Genomic DNA, 20,361 nt, shown 5'->3' with positions numbered 1-20,361 from the left:
TCTTGAATTAACGAATGTATTGTTCGCAGCTTTTCTTTTTTCTGTCGTCGGAGATTCGTTTGCAATATTTCGCGTCGTTGTTCACCTTGGCGAGACATTTGTTTTGCAAGTCGTTGTTGCCAATGCGGTTGCAGAACTCGGCTTTGTTGGTGTCCATGGCTTGGCAGTAGGTTTTTTTATCGGGGTCTTTGATGCCATTGCAGCCTTCGTAGGCCTCTTTTTGCACATAGTCTTTGGTGGCCGCAGAGGCATTGAAGACCAGCAGCACCAGAATGAAAAATAGTCGCATGAAGTGTTCTCCTCGAATCATTCGTGCACCTGTGTCAAACAGGGGTATCCCCGCCAAGCGTGATGCGGTGCATCACACGCTTGAAGCCATGGTAGTCGTTGACCGGGTTGTGTTGGGTGCAACGGTTGTCCCAAAAGGCCAAGGAATGGGGCTTCCACACAAAGCGGCAGGTGAACTCCGCCTTGACTTGGTGTTCAAACAGAAACTTCAGCAGCGGGGCGCTTTCTTCGTCGCGCATGCCCACAATGCCCGAGGTGTGGGCCACGTTCACGTAGAGTGCTTTGCGGCCGGTTTCGGGATGGGTGCGCACCAAAGGGTGCGCATGGGTGTGGTTTTTCGGCGCGTCTGATTTACCGTCGGTCTTGAGGCGGTCTTCACGGGTTTTGGAAACATCGGCTTTGGCTGAGCTGCTGATGCCCATCAAGCCCTCGAGCATCGATTGCAGGGTCTCGGACAAGGTCTCCCAAGCCAGGTACTGGTTGGCAAACAAGGTGTCGCCACCGTAGGGGGGGATTTCACGCGCCAACAACATCGAGCCCATGGGCGGTTGCTCGAGGTAGGTGGTGTCTGAGTGCCAGATGCCACCGAAGTTGTTTTTCTCGTGCGCTAGTTTTTTGACTTCAATGACACACGGGAAGTCGTCCAAGCCTTTGACAAACGGGTATTCGACGGGGGTGCCCATGCTGTGAGCAAAGCGCATGAATTGCGCGGTGCTGAGGTTTTGGTCACGAAAGAAAATGACCAGGTGTTCGAGCAGTGCGGCCCTGATGGCTTGTTGCAGGTCGGTGGAGATGGGTTCAGACAGATCCACATCCAGCAGTTCAGCACCCAAGGCACCCGCAATTCGTTGAATTTTCATCAAATTATTCTGTCACAGACCGTGTTTTTCAGGGGCTTGGTTTGTCCGGCCTGCGACAAGCCAAGCTGGGGGTTCGTGCCATCCTCTTGCGACAAAAAAACTCAGGAGCCCGTGTGTTGAAAACCCTCATGCAAACCCTTGCCCTTGGCTGGATGTGTCTGTCGATGCCCCTGTTGGCGCAAGATTTTTTGTCGCGGCCCGTCAAAATTGTGGTGCCCCAAACCCCGGGTGGGGCGTCGGACGCCTTGGCGCGCATCGTGGGGCAAAAACTGAGTGAGAAATGGCAGCAGTCGGTGGTGATTGAAAACCGTGCCGGTGCGGGCGGCAACGTGGGCATGGACTACGTGGCGCAAGCCACGCCCGATGGCCACACCTTGTTGATGAGTTATGTCGGCTCGCATGCGATCAATGCGTCGTTGTACAAAAAATTGCCGTTTGATCCCGAGAAAGATTTCGCCCCTGTGGCCACCTTGGCCACGCTGCCGTTTGTCTTGGTGGCCCGTCCCGATGCGCCGTTCAAGACGGTCAAAGAGTTGGTGGAGCAAGGCCGAAAAACGCCCTTGACCTTTGGTTCAGCTGGCAATGGATCGGTCAACCATTTGCTGGGGGTGATGTTCAATTCGGCGGCGGGCACCAAGCTGGATCACATTCCTTACCGAGGGGCAGCACCTGCCATGCAAGACCTGATGGGTGGGCAAATCAACCTGGTGTTCACGAGTTTGCCCTCGGTGGCGGGGTCCATCAAAAACGGCAGTTTGCGCCCGATCGCGGTCACCAGCGGCGCGCGTTCGTCTAACTTTCCAGCGATTCCCACGATTGCAGAAGCGGGCTACAAAGAGTTCGATGTGTCACCTTGGTTTGGTTTGTTTGCGCCCGCCAAAACGCCAGTGGCGGTGGTGCGACGGATCAACCAAGACATCCAAGACGTGTTGAAAAACAAAGAGGTGATTGAGAAATTCAACGCGCAGGGCGCGGATGTGTTGATCACCCAGCCCGCCGAGTTTGGCGCGATGCTCAAGAACGACCTCGCCAAGTGGGGCGAGGTGGTCAAAGCATCAGGCGCGCAGATCGATTAACCCCTGCGCGTTCCTCACGCCCGGGCGGGCAACACCTCATTCACCGGTTTGCCGCCTGTGGCTTTGCCGGTGATGGGGGGCTTGGGCAAGCGGTTCTCGCCCGGCTCGATCACAAAGGTGTAGTCGAGCGAGTACCAAGGTCCTGTGACTTCGGGGTTGGGGGCTGGCGTGTCGGCGTGCAGCACATAGTGGCCCACCAAGGCCTGGGTCACGGCAAATTGAACATCGGTGTCCAAAAACGGATCGTCGCTGGAGTACACCTGTGAGAACTGCGTTTTGTACCCCGGCTTGTTGATCATGAAATGGATGTGTGCCGGGCGCATGTTGTGGCGGTTTTGTGCCCGCAGCAGCGCACCCACGGGGCCACTCAAGGGAATTGGATAGCCGGCGGGTTTGATGCTTTGAAAGGCGATGTGACCCTGGGCGTCGGTGGTGAATGTGCCACGCAAATTCATGTCGGCTTGCTCGGGATCTTGGTTTTCGTAAAACCCCTCGGACGAGGTGTGCCACACATCCACCTCGGCACCGGCCACGGGCTGGCCTTGAAGGTCTTTGACCCAGGCGTTGACGAAGATGGGCACGCCCGCGGTGGGCGAGCGCACCAGTGAGTCGCCAGACGCCATGCGTGGTGCGTCTTGGCGCCAAAACGGCCCCATCAAATTGGCAGTGGTTTCGGTCTGGCCTTTGTCGCCGTTGTTGAGCAAACACACCAAGGAAGACAGCCCCATCGAGCCCGCCGCCAGCACCACCTCGTTGTGCGAGGGCGTGGTGAGTTGCCCGAGTTGGGCGATCACGCCACAAACCTGATGAAACTCGGCTTCGGTGAGTTGTGCATCACGCGCAAAGCCGTGCAGGTGAATCACGGCCGCTTTCATGATGGTTTTGAAGCGCTCGTCGGTGGCGTGGTCGAGTTCAGCCAAAACAGCTGTGGTGACGTCGTGTTGGTTTTGGATGATCATGGGTGTTTGTCTTCGATGTCGTGGTGGGTGAGGTAGTCCCACATGCGCTCCACGATGCCACCGTTCCAGGTGGCACGTTCTTGGGCTTGTTGCGCCGTGTCAAAAATCTGGGTGTCGCTGTGTCCTGCGGCTTGGACGGCATTTTCCACGCGGCCTGCATCTTCCAAGAACCAGGCCAGGACCAACGCCTTCTGAATCGAATCGGCCACGGTCACTGCGCCGTTGACGCTGACCACCACGGCGTTGGCTTGTCCCAGGGTGTCGGCCACACCCACGGCGGCGGCTTCGTTGCGAACCAAGGCGGTGTCATGCCATCTGGGCACTTGGGGGTAGAAGTAGCTGGAAAACCCGTGGCGGGCTGAAGGCGTTAATTTCATCGCCGACAAGGCCATGACATGGGGCGGAAAGAAGCGGCAAATGCCGTTGACCTCCGGGCGGCGTTGGTAGACCTGCTGGTGGATGCGCACTTCGCCCAGCACGCCTTCGGGTAAGGGGCCGTTGACCGACACCACCGTGCCTTTGTCTTGGGGGGTGAGCAAGCCCATGGGGCGCGGCGCGCAGACCAAGAAATGCGCCGCGTCAAGTCGCAGGCTGCAGTGTCCATAGGCCGTGGCCAAACCGGCCCGTGCCAAAGCGCGGCCCGTGGTGCGCACCAATTGTTCTTGGGCAGGGGTGGGGGTCGGGTGTGTCATCAGGTTTTGAATTCAGGAATATCGGGCACCGAGCCCCACATGCAAAACGATTTGGCATCGAACGGAAATTGACGTGGCATGTCATCGGGATCGGTGATCATGCGCACGCCACTGGAGAACTCGTAGACCATGCCGTCTGGCCCTTCAAAGTACAAGAACATGGCACCCGAGGTGGGGTGTCGACCGGGACCAAACACCACGCGCACGCCATGCTTTTGAAGCAGGTACCAAGAACGCATGATGTCGTTGATGGAGTCCACCTGGTGGTTGATGTGTTGAACACCTGCAAATGTGGAGGGAAACAAAGCAATCTTGTGGTGCACTTCGTCAATCCGCAACAAGGGCGCTTGTCCGATGCGGTCACTGACCTTGGCGCTGAGGACTTCGGTCCAGAATTTTTCGTCGCGCACCGGGTCGGTGGTGCGCAGCCCCACATGAGAAAACCCGGTGCTGCCGGTGTCGCGGGTGGGGAAAAATGGCACCCCACAATGATGCGGGCGCACCAACAAATCGATCGAGTTGCCGCTGGGATCTTTGAAATTCAAGAAGGCCTGGACGTGGCGCATCTCACAGCCATCGGCGTTGCCTTGCGTGAAGTGGTAGCCCATGCTTTCTAACTGAGCCGCTGCGTCTTGCAGCGCGGCGTCATCGCGCAATTCAAAGCCGACCGTGTGGTCGCTCGGATCGCCGTCAAAGTACACCAAGGTGTGGTCTCGGTCATCGCTGCGCAGGTACACGCTGCTGCCATGTTTGGGGTTGCCCATTTGTTCACCCACCCGCAGACCCAAGATGCGGTCGGCGTAGCGGGTGGCACCTTCTAAATCACGGGTGCCAAGGCGAACGTAGCGGATGTCGTGCAGGTGGATCATGGGCGGGTGGGGGGAGTCAAGAGCAGGCCCAGAGCTTATCGCCTGTTGAGCCGCGGGCCAATACCGGGTGATCAATTCCTACCATTGACCAAACGAATGGTGGGGGGCAGACGGGCAGGTCGTCGCAGGACCGCCGGGCCTCAGGCTTGGAACAGCAACTGAAACTGAGCACGCAGCCATTGGTTGGCCGGGTCTTGGTGAAAGCGTGCATGCCAGTGTTGGCGAATGTCAATCATGCCGATGTCGATGGGCAAGGGCAGCACCCGCAAGCCTTCGCTGGGCGCAAAGGTTTCGGCCAATCGCGAGGGCACCGTGACCATCAGGTCGGTCTGCGACACGATGCTCGACAAACCCATGGAGTGGGCCACCCGCAGGCCGACGTGACGTTTGACCCCGAGGTTGTTGAATTCTTGGTCCAGCAGATGGTCCACGGCCTCGTGGCTGGCCGACGAGGGGAGGTAAGAGATGTGCGAGCCTTGGAGGTAATGGTCCAAGCTCAAGCTGTCTTGGATGGTGCTGTGGTGCTGGCGGATCAACACCACATAGTGTTCTCTGAACAAACGTTGGATGTAAAAGTTGGGCCCAAAGTCGCCAAAAAATCCAACGGCCAAATCAATGTCGCCGCTGGTCAGGCTGGCGTCGATGCGGTCGCTGGGGATGTCCACAATCGACACGCTCACCGAGGGGGCGACTTGACTCAAGTGCGCCAACAGTTTGGGCAAAAACACCCGTTGACCGACCTCGCTGGTGCACACAGAAAACGTGCGTTGGCTGGTGCTGGGACTGAATTGGCGCCTCTCCTCAATCGCTTGTCGCAAATGGCCGAGTGCCGCTTTGACGGGTTCGGACAGGTTTTGGGCCAAGGGGGTGGGCTGCATGGCCCCTTGGATGCGAACAAACAGCGGGTCTTGAAAGTAGTCCCGCAAACGCCCCAAGGCATTGCTGACCGAAGACTGCGTGAGCCCCAACTCTTGTGACGCCAAGGTGACGCCCTGGGTGCGAAAAATGGCGTCGAAGACCAGCAGCAAATTGAGGTCGAGTGCGTTGAGTTTCATGGCTGGGCTGATGATTGATGGGCTCAATAGTAGCCATCATGGGGAGGCTTTTGAAAGCAGCTACAGTCCTGCCTCACACAACACACGCTGCTGTCTGGGACGGTGGTGTAAGACCTCATTCTTTGTTATTCACTCCAGGAGATCGACACATGATGAACGAAGCAGAAAGACAGCAAGCCGTTGAGCGTTTGTTGCAGGCAGAAAAAGACCGCAAGCAAGCCACGTTGTTGTCGGACTCATTCCCGCACATTCAACTGGAAGACTCTTACGCCATCTCCAGTGCGGTGGCCGCTCGGAAAATCCAAGACGGTGCCAAGCTGATTGGCCACAAGGTGGGTCTGACGTCCAAGGCCATGCAAGCCTCTTCCAAAATCGACGAACCGGACTATGGCCATTTGCTCGACACCATGTTGATTGCAGAGGGCGCCAAAGTGCCCCATGCCAATTTCTGTTTGCCACGCGTTGAGGTGGAGTTGGCCTTTGTGCTGGGTGAGTCCCTCAAGGGACCGGGCATTGGCTTGGTCGATGTGTTGCGCGCCACCGAGTATGTGGTGCCTGCCCTTGAAATTGTGGACGCACGCTTGGTGGACCAGCGCAAGATTTACGACACCGTGGCCGACAACGGTGCGGCGGCTGGTTTGGTCTTGGGTGGGCGCCCCGTTCGCCCCATGGATGTGGACCTGCGCTGGGTCAGTGCCTTGATGTACCGCAACTCCGACATCGAAGAAACCGGGGTCGCCGCCGGCGTGTTGGGCCATCCCGCATTGGGCGTGGCTTGGTTGGCCAACAAATTGGGTCAGCATGGGGTGACGCTTGAAAAGGGGCACATCATTTTGTCGGGCTCCTTCACGCGTGTGGTGTTCGCCCGCAAAGGCGACACCTTGTTTGGTGACTTTGGCCCCTTGGGCAGCGTCAGCGTGCAATTCATTTAAAGGCCTGACATGGACCTGCCCGTCAATCTGTTCAAGCGTGCCATTCAATCGGGCGTGCATCAAAAAGGTCTGTGGACCACGCTGGCCAACTCCTATTCCACCGAGGCGGTGGCCGGGGCTGGATTCGATTGGTTGCTGCTGGACATGGAGCACTCGCCCAATGAGATGGACACCATCTTGCAGCAGCTGCAAACCATCGCCGGCTACGCCACCCAAGCGGTGGTGCGCCCGGTGTGGAACGACCCGTTGGCGATCAAGCGGCTGCTCGACATTGGCGCGCAGACTTTGCTGATTCCGTATGTGCAAAACGCGTCGGAGGCCGAGCAAGCGGTCCGTTCCATGCGTTACGCCCCCCGTGGCATGCGTGGCGTGAGTGCCTTGACGCGCGCCACGCGGTTTGGCAGGACGGCCGATTACATGCAACGGTGTGAACAAGAGTTGTGCTTGCTGGTGCAAGTTGAGACCCAGGCGGCGCTCAATGAGATTGAAGCCATTGCTGCGGTGGATGGTGTGGACGGCATCTTCATTGGCCCAGCGGATTTGTCGGCCAGTCTGGGTTTTCCAGGCCAACTCAAGCACCCCACCGTGTTGGCGGCGATTGATGATGCGATCCGTCGCATCACAGCCTGTGGCAAGGCGGCGGGTATTTTGACGGGCGACAAAGAATTGGCCCATCGCTTCATCCAACTCGGCACACTGTTCACGGCGGTGGGTGTGGATGCGGGCTTGTTGGCCCGCGCGGCAGACGCCTTGGCCAAAGACTTTTGAGGCTTGCGTCTGAACCTGCGCTGACTTGACGCTGTGGTGGGCCACAGAAAGCCCCAAGCGGCCTCAAATTTCGAGGCGCCACATGGCTTTCAAGCCGGGTGTTCGCTGGCCGGCAGTTGGCTGATGACAGCCAGCGTCACCAGCGACGAGACCGCCATGACCGCCAACAAGGTGGTGAAGCCCGACTGTTTGACGATGGGGCCAATCAGCAGCACTGCGATGGAGCTGGCACCAAACGAGACGGCCAAGCGCATGCCCGTCACGCGCGAGCGCATGGTGTCGTCCACGAAACGCACAATCATGGCGTCGGTGAAGGGAATCGCGCCGAACACCCCGGCCATGAACAAAAACTGCACGCCATAAAACCACCAGCCATCGACTTGGGTGGCCATGATCAACACCAGCGCTTGGAACGCCAGGATGCGCAGGTAGAGGTGTTTGAGGGGGACTCTGTCAATCATGTGCCCCACCCACAGCTGCGACAGGGAGGCGGCCGCGTACACCAGGCCCAGCAGCAGGCCGATCTGCGCCGGGTCTTGTGTCAGTCCCACGAGCCTGTCGGCCAGCAACTCGTAGTTGCTGTTGGTCGACAGGTTGAACAGCAAGCTGCTGCTGGTGGACGCCAGCGTCATCACCAACAACAAGGTCGGCATCGACAGGCCACTGGGCTGCATGGGCGTTGATTTTTTCTTGGACGGGGCGGTGGCCTCATGGGTGGCCCAGCGCGCAAATGCGAATCCACACGCAATGCTGATGACACCGGGGATGAGAAATGCCATGCGCCAACCGTAGTACTTGACGAAGAAGCCGGTGACCACAGCCGCCAAAGCCACGCCCAAATTGCCACACAGCCCGTTGACGCCAATGGTCCAACCCGGTCGCGCAGAACCTTGAACCAGCATCGGAATCGCCACCGGGTGATAAATCGAGGCAAAGGCCCCGAGCAGTGCCAAGGCCATGGCCATGTGCAGGGGCGTATGGGTTTGGCTGACCCACAGGCTGGCAGTGCCGATGCCTAAGAAAAAGACCACCATCATGGGGCGGCGTCCCCATTGGTCACCCAATTTGCCGGAGGGCAAAGAGCCAATGCCAAACAAGAAAAATGCGGCCACGCTGTAGGGCATCAAATCTTCCCAGTGCTCAAAACCAAACTCTGCTGCGATGCTGGAGACCGCCGTGGCAAAGATCAGCAAAAACATATGGTCGATGGCGTGCCCAAAGTTCAGCAGGAGTTGGGTGCTTCGGTTTTGCATGGCGGGGGTGTCAATCGCTGGCGGTGATGTTGTTGCGCTTGATGAAGCTGGCATAGGCGTCGCGCTCTTGCTTCATCGATGCGGCCAAGCCACTCAAGCTGGGCATTTCGGCCACCAGGCCTTGGGCTTCGAGCTTGCTGGCAAAAGCGCTTGATTTGGCGAGTTGCACCAACTCTTGGTTCAAGCGTTCAACAATGGCGGCTGGTGTGCCGGTGGGGGCCACCAAACTGAAGGAACTGTGGGTGTTGAGGTCAGGCACACCGGCCTCGGTCAGGGTGGGAACACCGGGCAACAACGCTGTGCGTTGCTCCAGCGCCAAAGCCATGACTTTGCCGGAGCGAATCAAAGACAGCGCAGAGGCCACATCGGCAAACATGAATTGAATTTGCCCCGCCAACAGGTCTTGGTACGCCGGCCCTAAGCCTTTGTAGGGCACGTGCAAAAAGCTGGCACCGGTTTTTTCTTCCAGCATGCGCACCCCCAAGTAGGTGGTGCTGCCCGTTCCTGCAGAACCGAACGACAGCTTGCCGGGTTCTTTCTTGGCCAGCGCGATGAACTCTTGGAGGTTGCGGACTTTGAGCGCAGGGTTGACCACCAGCGCCAATGGGCCGGGTGCGCGCATGATCGGCACAAAGTCGCGTTCAGCGTCGTAACTCAGGTTTTTGAACAAGCTGCCGTTGATGGTCAAAGACGTGTTGGCGGAGACCAAAAAGGTGTAGCCGTCCGGGGCCGACTTGGCCACACTGGCGGCGCCAATGTTGCCGCTGGCTCCTGGTCGGTTCTCGACCACAAACTGTTGTTTGAAGACCTCTGAAAGCGCTTGCCCGACCATGCGTGCATACATGTCGGTGCCCCCACCCGGTGAAGACGACACCACCAATTTGACGGGACGATTTGGCCAAGCCTCTTGCGCCCAGGCGGGTTGCATGAGTGCGCACACAAGTGCGCCTGCCAGCGCGTGAAAAATGACCCTAAACCCTGAGCGTGCCATTGCGATGTCTCCTTTGTTCAGCCGAATAATAGCGGTGCAGCATATATTCACCTGTCGCAGAAAGGCATCTATGAAGCAAGGTCTAAGCTATGGGTTGAAAGTCGCTGTGCTGGGTGTGTGTGCTCTGGCGCTCAGCCCATTCGCATCGTGGGCTCAGGGTTATCCCAACAAACCCGTCAAGGTCATCGTGACTTTTCCGCCGGGTGGTACCCCCGACATTTATGGTCGCTTGTTGTCGCAAGAACTCTCCACGCTTTGGAAACAATCGGTGCTGGTGGACAACAAAACGGGCGCCAGCGGCACCATTGGTACTGACTTCGTGGCCAAGTCGGCACCCGATGGCTACACCTTGCTGTTTGCGGCCGACGCAACCATCACGATTGCCCCCAATTTGTTCCCCAGCATTCCCTACAACGTCAGCAAAGACTTGACGCCCATCATCAATGCAGCGACGGGGCCTTTTGTGTTGTTGGCCAATCCCAATTTCCCAGCCAATGACATGAAGTCATTGATTGCGATGGCCAAACAGCAACCCGGAAAAATCACCTACGCATCGTCGGGTGCGGGCGGGCAGCAGCACTTGTCGATGGAGACGGTCAAGCACATGGCCGATGTGAACATCACCCATGTGCCCTACAAGGGGTTTGGGCAAGGTGTCAACGATGTGATGGCAGGACACGTGCCGTTGATTTTTGGAGGCATCACGGCCTCGTTGCAACTCACCAAAAGCGGCAAGCTCAAAGCGTTGGCAGTGACCAGCGCCAAGCGTTCCAAAGCCATGCCGCAGGTGCCCGCCATTGCTGAGACCTTGCCCGGTTTTCGCATCGATGCTTGGTATGGCTTTTTGGGCCCAGCAGGCATGCCCAAAGAACTGGTCAAAAAAATCCATGACGATGTGGCGTCCATCATCAAGCGGCCTGACTTTCAGGCCCGCATCATGGCCGACGCGATGGAGCCGGTGGGCAACACCTCGGAAGAGTTTGCCGCGCAAATCGCTGAGGATCTGAACGATTGGGCCAAGTTGATCAAGTCAGCCCAAATCAAATTGGATTGAAACGAACTTGTGTGACCCATGGAGCCTGAGCTGCCCGTAGCATTCTTTGAAAGGAATCTCAAGTGTTTATCCTTCGTTTATGGCTTCTAGTGTCCTTGCAGTTGCTGAGCACGTGTGTCTTGGCTGACTTGTCCATCATCTCGTCCACCGGTGTGTCGAGCATCATGCAAGAGCTCATTCCTGCCTTCGAGCGCGAGTCGGGGCACCGCGTGACCATCAGCTACAACACGTCCAACATCATCATGGATCGCCTCAAGCGCGGCGAGAGTGCCGACTTGGTGATCTTGACAGCCCCTTTGATCGACAGCCTGACCCAGCAAGGCCGTTTGCAAGCTGGCACGCGCACCGACATGGCCAAGTCGGGCATCGGCGTGGCGGTCAAAGCCGGATCTCCGAGGCCTGACATCAGCACGGTGGCCGCATTCAAACAAACGCTGTTGGACACGCCTTCAGTGGCCTACACAGGCACAGGGGCGAGCGGACTTTACTTTGCTGGTTTGGTCGAAAAAATGGGCATTGCCAACGAGGTCAAACCCAAGTCAAAAATTCCAGCGGGTGGGCTGGTGGCGGAGTTGGTGGTCAAAGGAGAGGCTGCGGTGGCGGTTCAAATGATCAGCGAGCTCAAAGCCGTGCCAGGGGCAGACTATGTGGGGCCTTTGCCAGCCCCGATGCAGCTGTACACCGTGTTCTCTGCCGGCATGTTGGCACAAGCCACAGACACAGCGGCGGCCCAGTCCATGCTGGCGTTCATGAAGAAACCTCAAGCCCTGGCCATTTACCGCGCCAAAGGCATGGACACCGATTGAAGGCCTGAGCTCAGGACATCAAATCAGGGTTCTGAGCGATTGCGCCGTGTGCTGCAGCAGGGGCAGCCAACGGGCGGCCAGATCGACTGAGGTGGAACCCACACCTGAGCGCACCAAGTTCAAGGCGGCAACCGTGTTCCCTCGGGCATTGCGCAGCGGCACCGCCAAAGCGTCAACCCCCAACTCATGTTCTTGATCGGCCACGCAATAGTCTTGCTTGGCCACTTGTTTGAGTTTTTGCTTCAAGGCCTGGGTTTGCGTTGAGGTGTTGGCGGTCAAGCGGCTCAAGCTGTTGGCCTTGAGCCAGTCTTGCAGTTGTGTGGGTGCCAAGTTGGCCAGCAACACCTGACCGGTGGAGGTGGCATGCGCCGGCAGTCGGGTGCCCACATGCAAGCCATAAGCCAGCACGGTGTGGCTGGCTTTGGCAGGAAGTTCTGAGCCCTGCCAAATGCCACGCGCCACGATGATCACGGCGTCGTTTTGCAACACAGCCACCGAACACGACAACTGGGTGGCCAAGCTCAGTTGGTGCAAGGTGGGCTGAACCGCACGGGGCAAGCGCGCGCCCGACAGGTAGCTGCCTGCAAACCCCAGAACTTTGGCCGACAACCAGTAATACTGGCCATCGGTTTCCAAATACCCCAGGTGTGTGAGGGTGAGCAAATGGCGGCGTGCGGCGGCCCGGGTCAGCCCGGTTCGTTGTGCGGTCAAGGTGGCATTGAGCCGTTGACGCTCGGTGTCAAAGCTTTCTAAAACGGCCATGCCACGGGCCATGCCCTCAATCCAGTCGGCTTTTTGAATGGGTGGGCGAGGAGGGGAAGGTTGCGCGATCATCGTGCGTCTATTCTATTCATCGCGCATCTTTGTGCTTGGCGTCGCCGCTGGTGGCGGGTGTGCCCTTAATCTCGCAGCATTCGTTCATCTAGGGGTTTGAATATGCGCACACAAGTTGTGATTGTTGGAGCAGGTCCTTCTGGGTTGCTGCTGGGTCAGTTGTTGCACAAGGCGGGGGTCGATGCTGTCATTGTCGAACGTCAAAGCCCAGAGTATGTGCTGAGCCGAATTCGCGCGGGCGTGTTGGAGCAGGTCACCCTGAACGTGTTGGCGCAAGCGGGCGTGGACGCACGTTTGAAGCGCGAAGGCTTGGCGCATACCGGGTTTGATTTGTTGTTCAAAGGCGAGCGCCACCGCATCGATTTGGCGGGGTTGACCGGCGGACAACAGGTGATGGTCTACGGCCAAACCGAAGTGACCCGTGATTTGATGGACGCCCGCCAAGCCGCAGGCTTGACCACGGTGTACAGCGCCGATGACGTTCAAATTCACGGTTTTGACACCGACCACCCCAGCGTGAGTTACACCGTGGATGGGCAACGCCACACCCTTGACTGTGACTACATTGCTGGCTGCGATGGCTTTCACGGCGTGTGTCGTGCCAGTGTGCCCAGAGCCTCGATTCAAGAGTACGAGAAGGTGTATCCCTTCGGTTGGCTGGGTGTGTTGTCCGACACGCCACCCGTGCACGAAGAACTGATTTACGTCAACAGCCCACGCGGCTTTGCCCTGTGCTCGCAACGCAGCATGATCCGAAGCCGTTACTACTTGCAAGTGCCATTGACGGACAAGGTGGAGAACTGGAGCGACGACGCGTTTTGGACGGAGTTGCGCCACCGCTTGGACCCAGAGGCCAGCGAGCGCTTGGTGACAGGCCCGAGCATCGAGAAAAGCATTGCGCCATTGCGCAGCTTTGTCACAGAACCCATGCGTTTTGGCACCTTGTTCTTGGCCGGTGACGCCGCACACATCGTGCCCCCCACCGGCGCGAAAGGCCTCAATTTGGCGGCGACCGATGTGAAGTACCTGTCGGACGCGTTGATTGAAGCGTGTGTCGAAAAATCACAGGCGGGCATTGACCACTACTCCACCCGTTGCTTGGCGCGCATTTGGCGTGCCGAGCGGTTCTCGTGGTGGTTCACCAGCTTGATGCACCGTTTTCCAGACCAAGGCGAGATAGGCCAAAAGTTTCAAGAAGCCGAATTGGATTACTTGGTGCACAGCGAAGCAGGGGCTCGTTCGGTGGCGGAAAACTATGTGGGATTGCCCTTGGACTTTGGCTGGAAGGGCTGAGCCCAGGCCTCTGGTTGCAACCCAAGGTGTGACAATGAAGGCTTCACTTCATTCCTTTGTCAATGCGCGCAAAAAAGATCCTCGGGTGCCTGTGCCTGTTTTTGATATTGAGTGCCACTGCGAGGGCGCAGACGAGGTCAGAACCCTCTGAGACGTTTGAGGTTGAAAGCAGTCAATACCGCCGCACGGGCTCTTATGCAGAGGTCGAGGCGGCGTGTCAACGGTTTGCCATCGCCTACCCGGATGCGGTGCGTTGTTTGAACATCGGCCGAACGGCCGAAGGCCGTTCCATCTGGGCTTTGGCCGTCAGCCGCAGTGGCGCTTTGGCACCCGACGAAGCCAGGCGCTTGAACGTTCCCGTGGTGCTGGCCATTGGGGGAACCCACGCCGGTGAAATTGACGGCAAGGATGCCGGGTTGATCTTGGTGCGTGACTGGCTCAAGAAGCCACCTTCCAATGACCCCCTCAAACATCAGGTGTTTTTGTTTGTCCCGGTGTTCAATGTGGATGGGCATGAACGCCCAAGCCCCTTCAACCGACCCAACCAAAATGGCCCGAGTCTGCAAGGCGAGCGGGTCACGGCACAACGCATCAACTTGAACCGAGACTGGATGTTGGGGCAGACCTCGGAGATGAATGCCATGCTGCAACTCATTGCCGAATGGGACCCTTTGCTCACGCTGGATTTGCATGTGACCGACGGCGTGCGGTTTCGCCATGACGTGTCTTTGTCGATGTCGTCTATGTTTGGTGTGGACGATGCCTTACGGGAGGTGTCCGACCAATTTTCTTCGGAAATGGTGAAGCATTTGACGGCCAGTGGACACCGCCCCTTGGACTTCACGCCCGTGTTGTTGGATTTTGAAAACCCACGGGCAGGCATCATGCGCGACGCAGATGCGCCTCGGTTTTCGCATGTGTACGCGGTGCTTCGAAATCGCATGGGTATCTTGGTGGAAGACCATGCTTGGGATTCCTATGCGAAACGTGTGAAAACAAGCCTGGATGTTTTGACGGCAGCACTTGAGTTGATGGCCAAGCAAGGCAGACAGTTGCTGAGCGTTGCAAGGCTGGCCGATGAAAACGCCCTGGGCATGTTCAGCCAATCGGTGGCCTTGGATTGGCACAACATGCTTGAAACAGGCACCGAGATTGCGACAGGCCAAGCCGATCTGCTGGGTTACGAATACACCACACACAGCGATGCGCCGGTGGTGGGAGGCCGTCACATCACCTACCACTTGAACCGACCAACGGTATGGCGGGTCTCTGTCTTTGGGGACATTCAACCCGTCAACCCAGCCATCGTGAGCTTTCCACAAGCGGGTTACATCATCCCGGCCGGGTGGGTTTCGGTCGTGCTGCCGTATCTGCAAAAACACAACATCACGTACCACGTGTTGGACCAGGCGATGCACGGTGTGGAGGTGCAGCAGCTCCAGGTCGATCCAGAGAGCATTTCATTTGAGTCGCGGACATTCCAAGGTCGCCTGAGAACCTCTGTCTCGGGTGAATGGGTCAACACGCAAACCCACCTGATGCCAGGCTCGGTGTATGTGCCAATTCGCCAAGCACGTTCATTGTTGGTGGCCCATTTGTTGGAGCCCGTCGCACCCGACTCTTTGTCGCGGTGGGGGTTGTTCAACACAGCCTACGAAATCACCGACCATATGTCGAACCACCGGCAACTGCAAATTGCGCAGTGGATGTTTTCTGAGGACCGACGCATACGCCAGCGCTATGGCGAGGGACTGCAACGCAAGTTGTCTGCGTTGCGCAAGGAGTACCAAGTGCGCATGGACCGCGACGAGCGGTTTCAGGAAGATCCTGAGCAACGGATGGATTTTTGGATCAGCCAAATCCCTTACCACGACCCCACTTACAACAAGTACCCTGTCATGAGGACGGATCGCTTGATTGAGCACCCTTGAGCTTGTATGGCCCTGCTGAGCGCCACGCGTGATGGGCGGTGGCCTTCAAAACTCACTCGTCTTTCATGTGGGTGGCTTTGACCACGGCAGACAAGCGCAGACGCTCTTCATCCACGAACTTGTTGAACGAAGCGCGTGTGCCACCGATGGGTTCAATGCCCACATTTTTCAAACGCTCAGAGATTTCGGGCATCTTCATGGCCGCGTCAACGGCGGCACTCATTTTGTCGAGGATGTCCGCCGGCGTCGCTGCGGGGGCATGGATGCCGGCCCAATGGGCAATGCGCAGCTCGCTGTAACCTTGTTCACTGGCGGTGGACAGTTGCTTGTAGACCGAGATGCGAGATGTCCAGGTATTGGCGAGGGCCTTGAGTTTGCCGCTCTTGATGTACGGCAAAGCGACGATGCTGGCCTCTGAGGTGCCTTCGACTTGGTTGCTCAGCACCGCAGAGATGGACTCTGAGCCGCTTTTGTAGGGCACCAGATCGAGTTTGGCGCCGTATGTGGTTTCCAAAATACCAGACACAAAGTGCGGGGTGCTGCCCGTGCCCGCGGTGGCCCAATGAAAACCGGGGCCGTTCTTGGAGGCTGCAATGAATTCTTTCAAATCGTTGTAAGGCGAGTTGGCCGGAACCAAAATCACCGAAGGGGCCAAGCCAATCATCACCACAGGCGTCAAATCACTGTCTTTGTACGGCATGGATTTTTTGATCATGCTGTTGGAGATCACGCCGGCCGCGCTGATCAAGAAGGTGTAACCATCGGCCGGACTTCTGGCCACCACATCAGCACCCAAGGTGGTGCCCCCACCGGGTTTGTTTTCCACAATCACGGCTTGCCCCAGAATTTTTGAGGCACCTTCTGCCGCAGAGCGCGCCATCAAATCGTTGGCGCCGCCCGCAGAAAACGGCACGATCAATTTGATGGGTTTGTTCGGCCAGGCCGCTTGGGCATGAGCGCTCAAACCTAGGCTGAAGGCGGATAAACCGAAACACAGAGAAGTCAATAGTTTGTGCATGTTGAGCTTTCAATTGAACGAAGTGACCTTGAAACGATCTTCTTGGATCGTTGTTTTGATTCGGTGGTGCGCGCCATGGTTTTTGCATCCGTGAACGTTCAAAACGTGGCCGCGATGTTACCCTTCCTCTCTGTCTTTTGAGTGCTATTCCAAGGCACTCAGGCAAGGTCAAGGAGATGCGATGACATTGGGTACGCTGCTGCGTCAAAAACTGAACGATCGAAGAGGCTTGTTGGTTCCAGGCGCGGCCAATGCATTGACTGCTCGGTTGATTGCAGACCTCGGTTTTGAGGCGGTTTACTTGAGTGGGGCAGGGCTGACCAACACGTTTTATGGCATTCCGGATTTGGGCTTCATGAGCCTGCAAGACATTGCACAGCACACAGCGGCGATTCGAGATGCTGTGAACTTGCCCCTGATCGTGGATGCCGACACTGGATTTGGCAATGCACTCAACGTTTACCACTCGGTCAAGGTTTTGGAGCGTTCAGGCGCCAACGCCATTCAACTTGAAGATCAGGTGATGCCCAAGAAATGTGGGCACTTCAACGACAAGTCGATCATTCCATGTGCCGAGATGGTTTCTAAAATTCACGCGGCTGTGGATGCCCGCCATGACCCAGATTTTTTGATCATTGCACGCACAGACGCCCGTGCCATTGACGGATTTGAGGCTGCTGTGGAGCGTGCCAATCGCTACGCTGAAGCCGGCGCCGATGTCACATTTTTAGAGGCCCCCACGTCATGGGAGGAAATCCAAAGAATCCCTGCCTCGATTGCATGCCCACAAATCATCAACATCGTCATTGGGGGCAAAACCCCGGCGCCTGACTTGAGCCAGTTGCGTGAGTGGGGGTTTGGCATGGTGTTGTATGCCAACGCGGCATTGCAAGGCGCTTTGATGGGGTCTAAATTGGCCTTGCAGGCCTTGCAAAGGGATGGCCAGTTGCTTGAAAGTTCGGGCTTGGTCGCGACGTTTGAAGAACGTCAACGCTACGTGGACAAAGACCGGTTCGACGCCTTGACTCAAAAATACGGAGATGCGGGCTAACCTGGCTCAGCTCGGGAGTCGACAAACCTGAGCACTTTCAGCAGGGCATCACCCGCATGCGTCCCTTGGTTGTCTGCTCGCGCGCTCACTCGTGGGCGTGAGCGGCGCGCCAGCCCAAACGAACGTCCAGGGCTTCTGATTTGCGCACCACGGGGTCGTAGCTCATGTCGCCAAAATCAGCGGCATCCAAGTGCAAATAATCGGCGGACTTGGCCCCGGGACGTGGCCAAGCGTGAGGGGCGGGTTCAGCCGATTCCAGCAGCTCCATGCGCACTTTGAATCCGCTCTTGTCTTGTCGTGTGATCCGTTTGGGGAGTTGCAGTGCGGGCAGCCAATCGACGGCCAAGCGTTCTTGGCCGACCACCCCGCTCAGATGCAAAAGCGTTGCGTCGCCTGCGCCGTGCTTTGAATTCAACTTCAGTTGCCGCAGTTCGTCCGGATGAACAAAGCTTGAGAGTTCTGCCCAATGGACGATGACACGCAAGGTTTGTAATTCGCCGGTGCTGTAGTCCACCACACGTTCATCTTCGTGAAATACACGTTCAAAACTGATGCGCTGTTGCCCATCGCGGTACCAGATCTCATCGACATTGCCTTTGAGCAGGGCGATCCGCTGAGCGTCTCTGTAAAAGTACCAGGTGTGAGTTTTGGGTTTTTCGTGCGTCTTGGCAGAGGGGGGCGGGACGACCGTGACGGCATACCTTGCCGCAACAGGTGTGAGCGCTGAATCAAGATTCAAGACTGCAGATGTTGTGCGCTCAAGGGTTTGAGCCTGTGTGGTGGTGGTTGTGGTGAGCGCCCAAAGAGCCACCCCACATGCCAGCAGTTGGAGGCCAATTTTTTTCAAAGCGACACGCCCCGAGCGATCCAACATGCCCTGTTTATTTCAGGGCTTCCATCATCACGTGATAGATCCAGTTTTGCTCCATCGATCCGCGCACCAAGTGGGCTTTCGGGCCGCGTGCATAAATGGCCACATCTTCCCCGGCGTGGGTTTCTGCTGCCAAAGGCACGGTGGCTTCTTGCAAGAAATCAACATGGGTCGTGTCGACGTTGGTCAAGTCAGGTCGACCATTGGGACGAGCGCCTGGGCCATTGGTGTAGGCCAAGGTGGTGAAAGGCCGGCCGTTGGCGTCCAAGGTGTTTTTGAGGGGCGCGCCGTCTTTGGCCGGCACTTCACGCACCAAGCCCAAGATGGGGTTGCCTCGACTTGGGTAGCCTGCAATGGTGAAGGTGTGGCTGTGGTCAGCCGTGACGATGATCAATGTGTCGTCCAAGGCGCCGGATGACTTCAACACATCCAAGGTGCGTTGAATGGCGTTTGAAAACTCGATGGTGTCTGTCAGAGCGCGGCTGGCATTGCCCGCATGGTGGGCGTGGTCAATGCGCCCACCTTCGACGTGCAGGAAAAATCCTTTGGGGTCTTTCAGCAACACGCGCAGCGCTTTGTCGGTCATCTCGGTGAGGGAGGGTTCGCCAGCAGGGTCGTTGGCGCGGTCTGCTTCGTACTGCACATGCGAGGGTTCAAACAAACCCAACAAATAACTGTTGTGGGCGGGTTCAAAGGCATCAAATTGCGCTTTGTTCCAAGCGTAGCTGGCTCGGCCGTAGGAAGCGCGTGAGGTCACCCATTCTTGGGTCAAATCTCGACCATCCAAGCGACGGCCTTTGTCTTTGGGATATTCGGGATCGACCAAGGCATTGGGCATGAAGTAAGTACGTCCCCCACCCAAAGCCACCTTGAGGCTTTTGCGTACTTGGGGAGAAACCTCGATCATTTGACGCGCAATGTCTTTGACAGCGCCCTCAGCACCCCGGCAGGCTGCGCCGGTGTTGATGTCCGTCACAGGCAAGTTGGAGTCCGCCTCCCAATCGCGCATGGCGGTGTGTGCGTACAAGGCTGCGGGTGTGGCATGCGTGATGCGGGCGGTCGACACGATGCCGGTGGACTTGCCCATCTCTGCGGCGTTTTCAAGGACCGTACGCACTTTCTTGGCATCAATCACCGCAGCACGGCATTCACCCCGGGCCGTGGTGTGGTCGACCGACAACATGCCTTCGCGGGCTTTGTAACCTGTGGCCATGGCCGTCATGGTGGGCGCAGAGTCTGAGGTTTGCTGATCCCAAGAATAGGTTTTTGACAAGGCCGTGTAGGGGAATCGGTCAAACGACAAGCGGTTTTCTTCACCGGGTTTGTTCTTCAACTGACCTTCCAAAATGCGTGCTGCGGTGATGGTGCTGATGCCCATGCCATCCCCCACAAACAAGACCACATTCTTGGCACGGCGGTTGTTGTCGTGCAATGACTTGCCTTGTTCGATGAAAGCTTGACCCGCAGTGAACCAATCCGCCACAGCTTCAGGACCTTGGACAACAGGAGTCGCTTGAGCATGTGCCGCTGCCTGCACAAAAAGTGCAACGCCAAGGGAAATAACTGAGATGAGATGACGATTCATGGGGATGGGTTCCTGTCACTTCGTTGGAGGAAAGCGTTTGTGTGTCTCGATTTACGAGCTAGATTTTTTTGAATTTTGCTTCATGCATGTGTCAACGCCGTGAAATCTTCTTTGCATCTTGTCTGCCGAATCGGTTTTCTCGGGATAACCCTCTGGTTGAGCAGATCAAGAAAAG

General features: G+C 57.3%; 20 protein-coding genes. 8 read left to right on the top strand and 12 right to left on the bottom strand.

Annotated features, from left to right (window positions below; translation table 11 throughout):
* Positions 1–7: 7 nt before the first annotated feature.
* A complete protein-coding gene (locus tag ACKWJN_RS17485; protein WP_408599042.1) occupies positions 8–289 on the bottom strand; it encodes a hypothetical protein in 282 nt (93 codons plus the stop codon).
* Between the two features lie 34 nt (positions 290–323).
* Positions 324–1,148, bottom strand: a complete 825-nt coding sequence (locus tag ACKWJN_RS17480; RefSeq protein ID WP_408599040.1) for a TauD/TfdA dioxygenase family protein — start codon at positions 1,146–1,148, stop codon at positions 324–326.
* Positions 1,149–1,276: 128 nt separating this feature from the next.
* On the opposite strand from ACKWJN_RS17480, the gene ACKWJN_RS17475 reads away from it, so the two are divergent.
* Positions 1,277–2,224 (top strand): Bug family tripartite tricarboxylate transporter substrate binding protein, encoded by a 948-nt coding sequence (locus tag ACKWJN_RS17475; protein ID WP_408599038.1) that lies wholly within the window; start codon positions 1,277–1,279, stop codon positions 2,222–2,224.
* Positions 2,225–2,238: 14 nt separating this feature from the next.
* Here the strand turns inward: ACKWJN_RS17475 and ACKWJN_RS17470 are convergent, their stop codons facing one another.
* From ACKWJN_RS17470 to ACKWJN_RS17455, 4 genes are all read right to left on the bottom strand, one after another.
* Entirely contained in the window at positions 2,239–3,183 is a 945-nt protein-coding gene (locus tag ACKWJN_RS17470) for a dioxygenase (RefSeq protein ID WP_408599036.1), read from the bottom strand.
* A complete protein-coding gene (locus ACKWJN_RS17465) occupies positions 3,180–3,875 on the bottom strand; it encodes a class II aldolase/adducin family protein (RefSeq protein WP_408599035.1) in 696 nt (231 codons plus the stop codon). Before ACKWJN_RS17465 ends, ACKWJN_RS17470 begins: the two co-directional genes overlap by 4 nt.
* Complete coding sequence (locus ACKWJN_RS17460) at positions 3,875–4,744, bottom strand: VOC family protein (RefSeq protein WP_408599034.1); 870 nt, start codon at positions 4,742–4,744, stop codon at positions 3,875–3,877. The genes ACKWJN_RS17465 and ACKWJN_RS17460 overlap by 1 nt, the downstream gene beginning before the upstream one ends.
* Before the next feature lie 140 nt (positions 4,745–4,884).
* On the bottom strand, positions 4,885–5,799 hold the full coding sequence (locus ACKWJN_RS17455) for a LysR family transcriptional regulator (protein ID WP_408599032.1): 915 nt from the start codon (positions 5,797–5,799) through the stop codon (positions 4,885–4,887).
* 149 nt (positions 5,800–5,948) lie between these two features.
* Here ACKWJN_RS17455 and hpaH point away from each other — a divergent pair, with 149 nt between their 5' ends.
* A complete protein-coding gene (hpaH, locus tag ACKWJN_RS17450) occupies positions 5,949–6,731 on the top strand; it encodes a 2-oxo-hept-4-ene-1,7-dioate hydratase (protein WP_408599030.1) in 783 nt (260 codons plus the stop codon).
* Between the two features lie 9 nt (positions 6,732–6,740).
* Positions 6,741–7,499: an aldolase/citrate lyase family protein gene (locus ACKWJN_RS17445; protein ID WP_408599028.1), complete on the top strand. Its 759-nt coding sequence runs from the start codon at positions 6,741–6,743 to the stop codon at positions 7,497–7,499.
* 89 nt (positions 7,500–7,588) lie between these two features.
* Here ACKWJN_RS17445 and ACKWJN_RS17440 read toward each other — a convergent pair whose 3' ends face one another.
* Both ACKWJN_RS17440 and ACKWJN_RS17435 read right to left on the bottom strand, forming a co-directional pair.
* Complete coding sequence (locus tag ACKWJN_RS17440) at positions 7,589–8,752, bottom strand: MFS transporter (RefSeq protein ID WP_408599026.1); 1,164 nt, start codon at positions 8,750–8,752, stop codon at positions 7,589–7,591.
* A 10-nt stretch (positions 8,753–8,762) separates the two neighbouring features.
* Entirely contained in the window at positions 8,763–9,743 is a 981-nt protein-coding gene (locus tag ACKWJN_RS17435) for a Bug family tripartite tricarboxylate transporter substrate binding protein (RefSeq protein ID WP_408599024.1), read from the bottom strand.
* A gap of 70 nt (positions 9,744–9,813) precedes the next feature.
* Here ACKWJN_RS17435 and ACKWJN_RS17430 point away from each other — a divergent pair, with 70 nt between their 5' ends.
* On the top strand, positions 9,814–10,797 hold the full coding sequence (locus ACKWJN_RS17430) for a Bug family tripartite tricarboxylate transporter substrate binding protein (protein ID WP_408599022.1): 984 nt from the start codon (positions 9,814–9,816) through the stop codon (positions 10,795–10,797).
* A 119-nt stretch (positions 10,798–10,916) separates the two neighbouring features.
* The gene (locus ACKWJN_RS17425; protein WP_408599020.1) at positions 10,917–11,603 is read left to right on the top strand and encodes a substrate-binding domain-containing protein; all 687 of its coding nucleotides are present in this window, start codon (positions 10,917–10,919) and stop codon (positions 11,601–11,603) included.
* A gap of 18 nt (positions 11,604–11,621) precedes the next feature.
* Here the strand turns inward: ACKWJN_RS17425 and ACKWJN_RS17420 are convergent, their stop codons facing one another.
* Entirely contained in the window at positions 11,622–12,437 is an 816-nt protein-coding gene (locus tag ACKWJN_RS17420) for an IclR family transcriptional regulator C-terminal domain-containing protein (RefSeq protein WP_408599018.1), read from the bottom strand.
* A 102-nt stretch (positions 12,438–12,539) separates the two neighbouring features.
* Here ACKWJN_RS17420 and pobA point away from each other — a divergent pair, with 102 nt between their 5' ends.
* Together pobA and ACKWJN_RS17410 are read left to right on the top strand one after the other, a co-directional pair.
* Entirely contained in the window at positions 12,540–13,730 is a 1,191-nt protein-coding gene (gene pobA / locus ACKWJN_RS17415) for a 4-hydroxybenzoate 3-monooxygenase (RefSeq protein WP_408599016.1), read from the top strand.
* Between the two features lie 107 nt (positions 13,731–13,837).
* Entirely contained in the window at positions 13,838–15,661 is a 1,824-nt protein-coding gene (locus tag ACKWJN_RS17410; protein WP_408599014.1) for a M14 family zinc carboxypeptidase, read from the top strand.
* 52 nt (positions 15,662–15,713) lie between these two features.
* Here the strand turns inward: ACKWJN_RS17410 and ACKWJN_RS17405 are convergent, their stop codons facing one another.
* Positions 15,714–16,679 (bottom strand): Bug family tripartite tricarboxylate transporter substrate binding protein, encoded by a 966-nt coding sequence (locus tag ACKWJN_RS17405; RefSeq protein WP_408599012.1) that lies wholly within the window; start codon positions 16,677–16,679, stop codon positions 15,714–15,716.
* Between the two features lie 181 nt (positions 16,680–16,860).
* Between ACKWJN_RS17405 and ACKWJN_RS17400 the strand changes: the two genes are divergently transcribed.
* On the top strand, positions 16,861–17,730 hold the full coding sequence (locus ACKWJN_RS17400; RefSeq protein WP_408599010.1) for an oxaloacetate decarboxylase: 870 nt from the start codon (positions 16,861–16,863) through the stop codon (positions 17,728–17,730).
* A gap of 85 nt (positions 17,731–17,815) precedes the next feature.
* On the opposite strand, the gene ACKWJN_RS17395 is transcribed toward ACKWJN_RS17400, so the two are convergent.
* Both ACKWJN_RS17395 and ACKWJN_RS17390 read right to left on the bottom strand, forming a co-directional pair.
* Positions 17,816–18,469, bottom strand: a complete 654-nt coding sequence (locus tag ACKWJN_RS17395) for a hypothetical protein (RefSeq protein WP_408599008.1) — start codon at positions 18,467–18,469, stop codon at positions 17,816–17,818.
* A 142-nt stretch (positions 18,470–18,611) separates the two neighbouring features.
* A complete protein-coding gene (locus ACKWJN_RS17390; RefSeq protein ID WP_408599007.1) occupies positions 18,612–20,186 on the bottom strand; it encodes an alkaline phosphatase in 1,575 nt (524 codons plus the stop codon).
* Positions 20,187–20,361 lie beyond the last annotated feature (175 nt).

The organism is Limnohabitans sp. (assembly GCF_046052825.1).
In the GTDB taxonomy this organism is placed as follows: Bacteria; Pseudomonadota; Gammaproteobacteria; order Burkholderiales; family Burkholderiaceae_C; genus Limnohabitans.
This window is presented reverse-complemented; position numbering and strand designations above follow the sequence as displayed.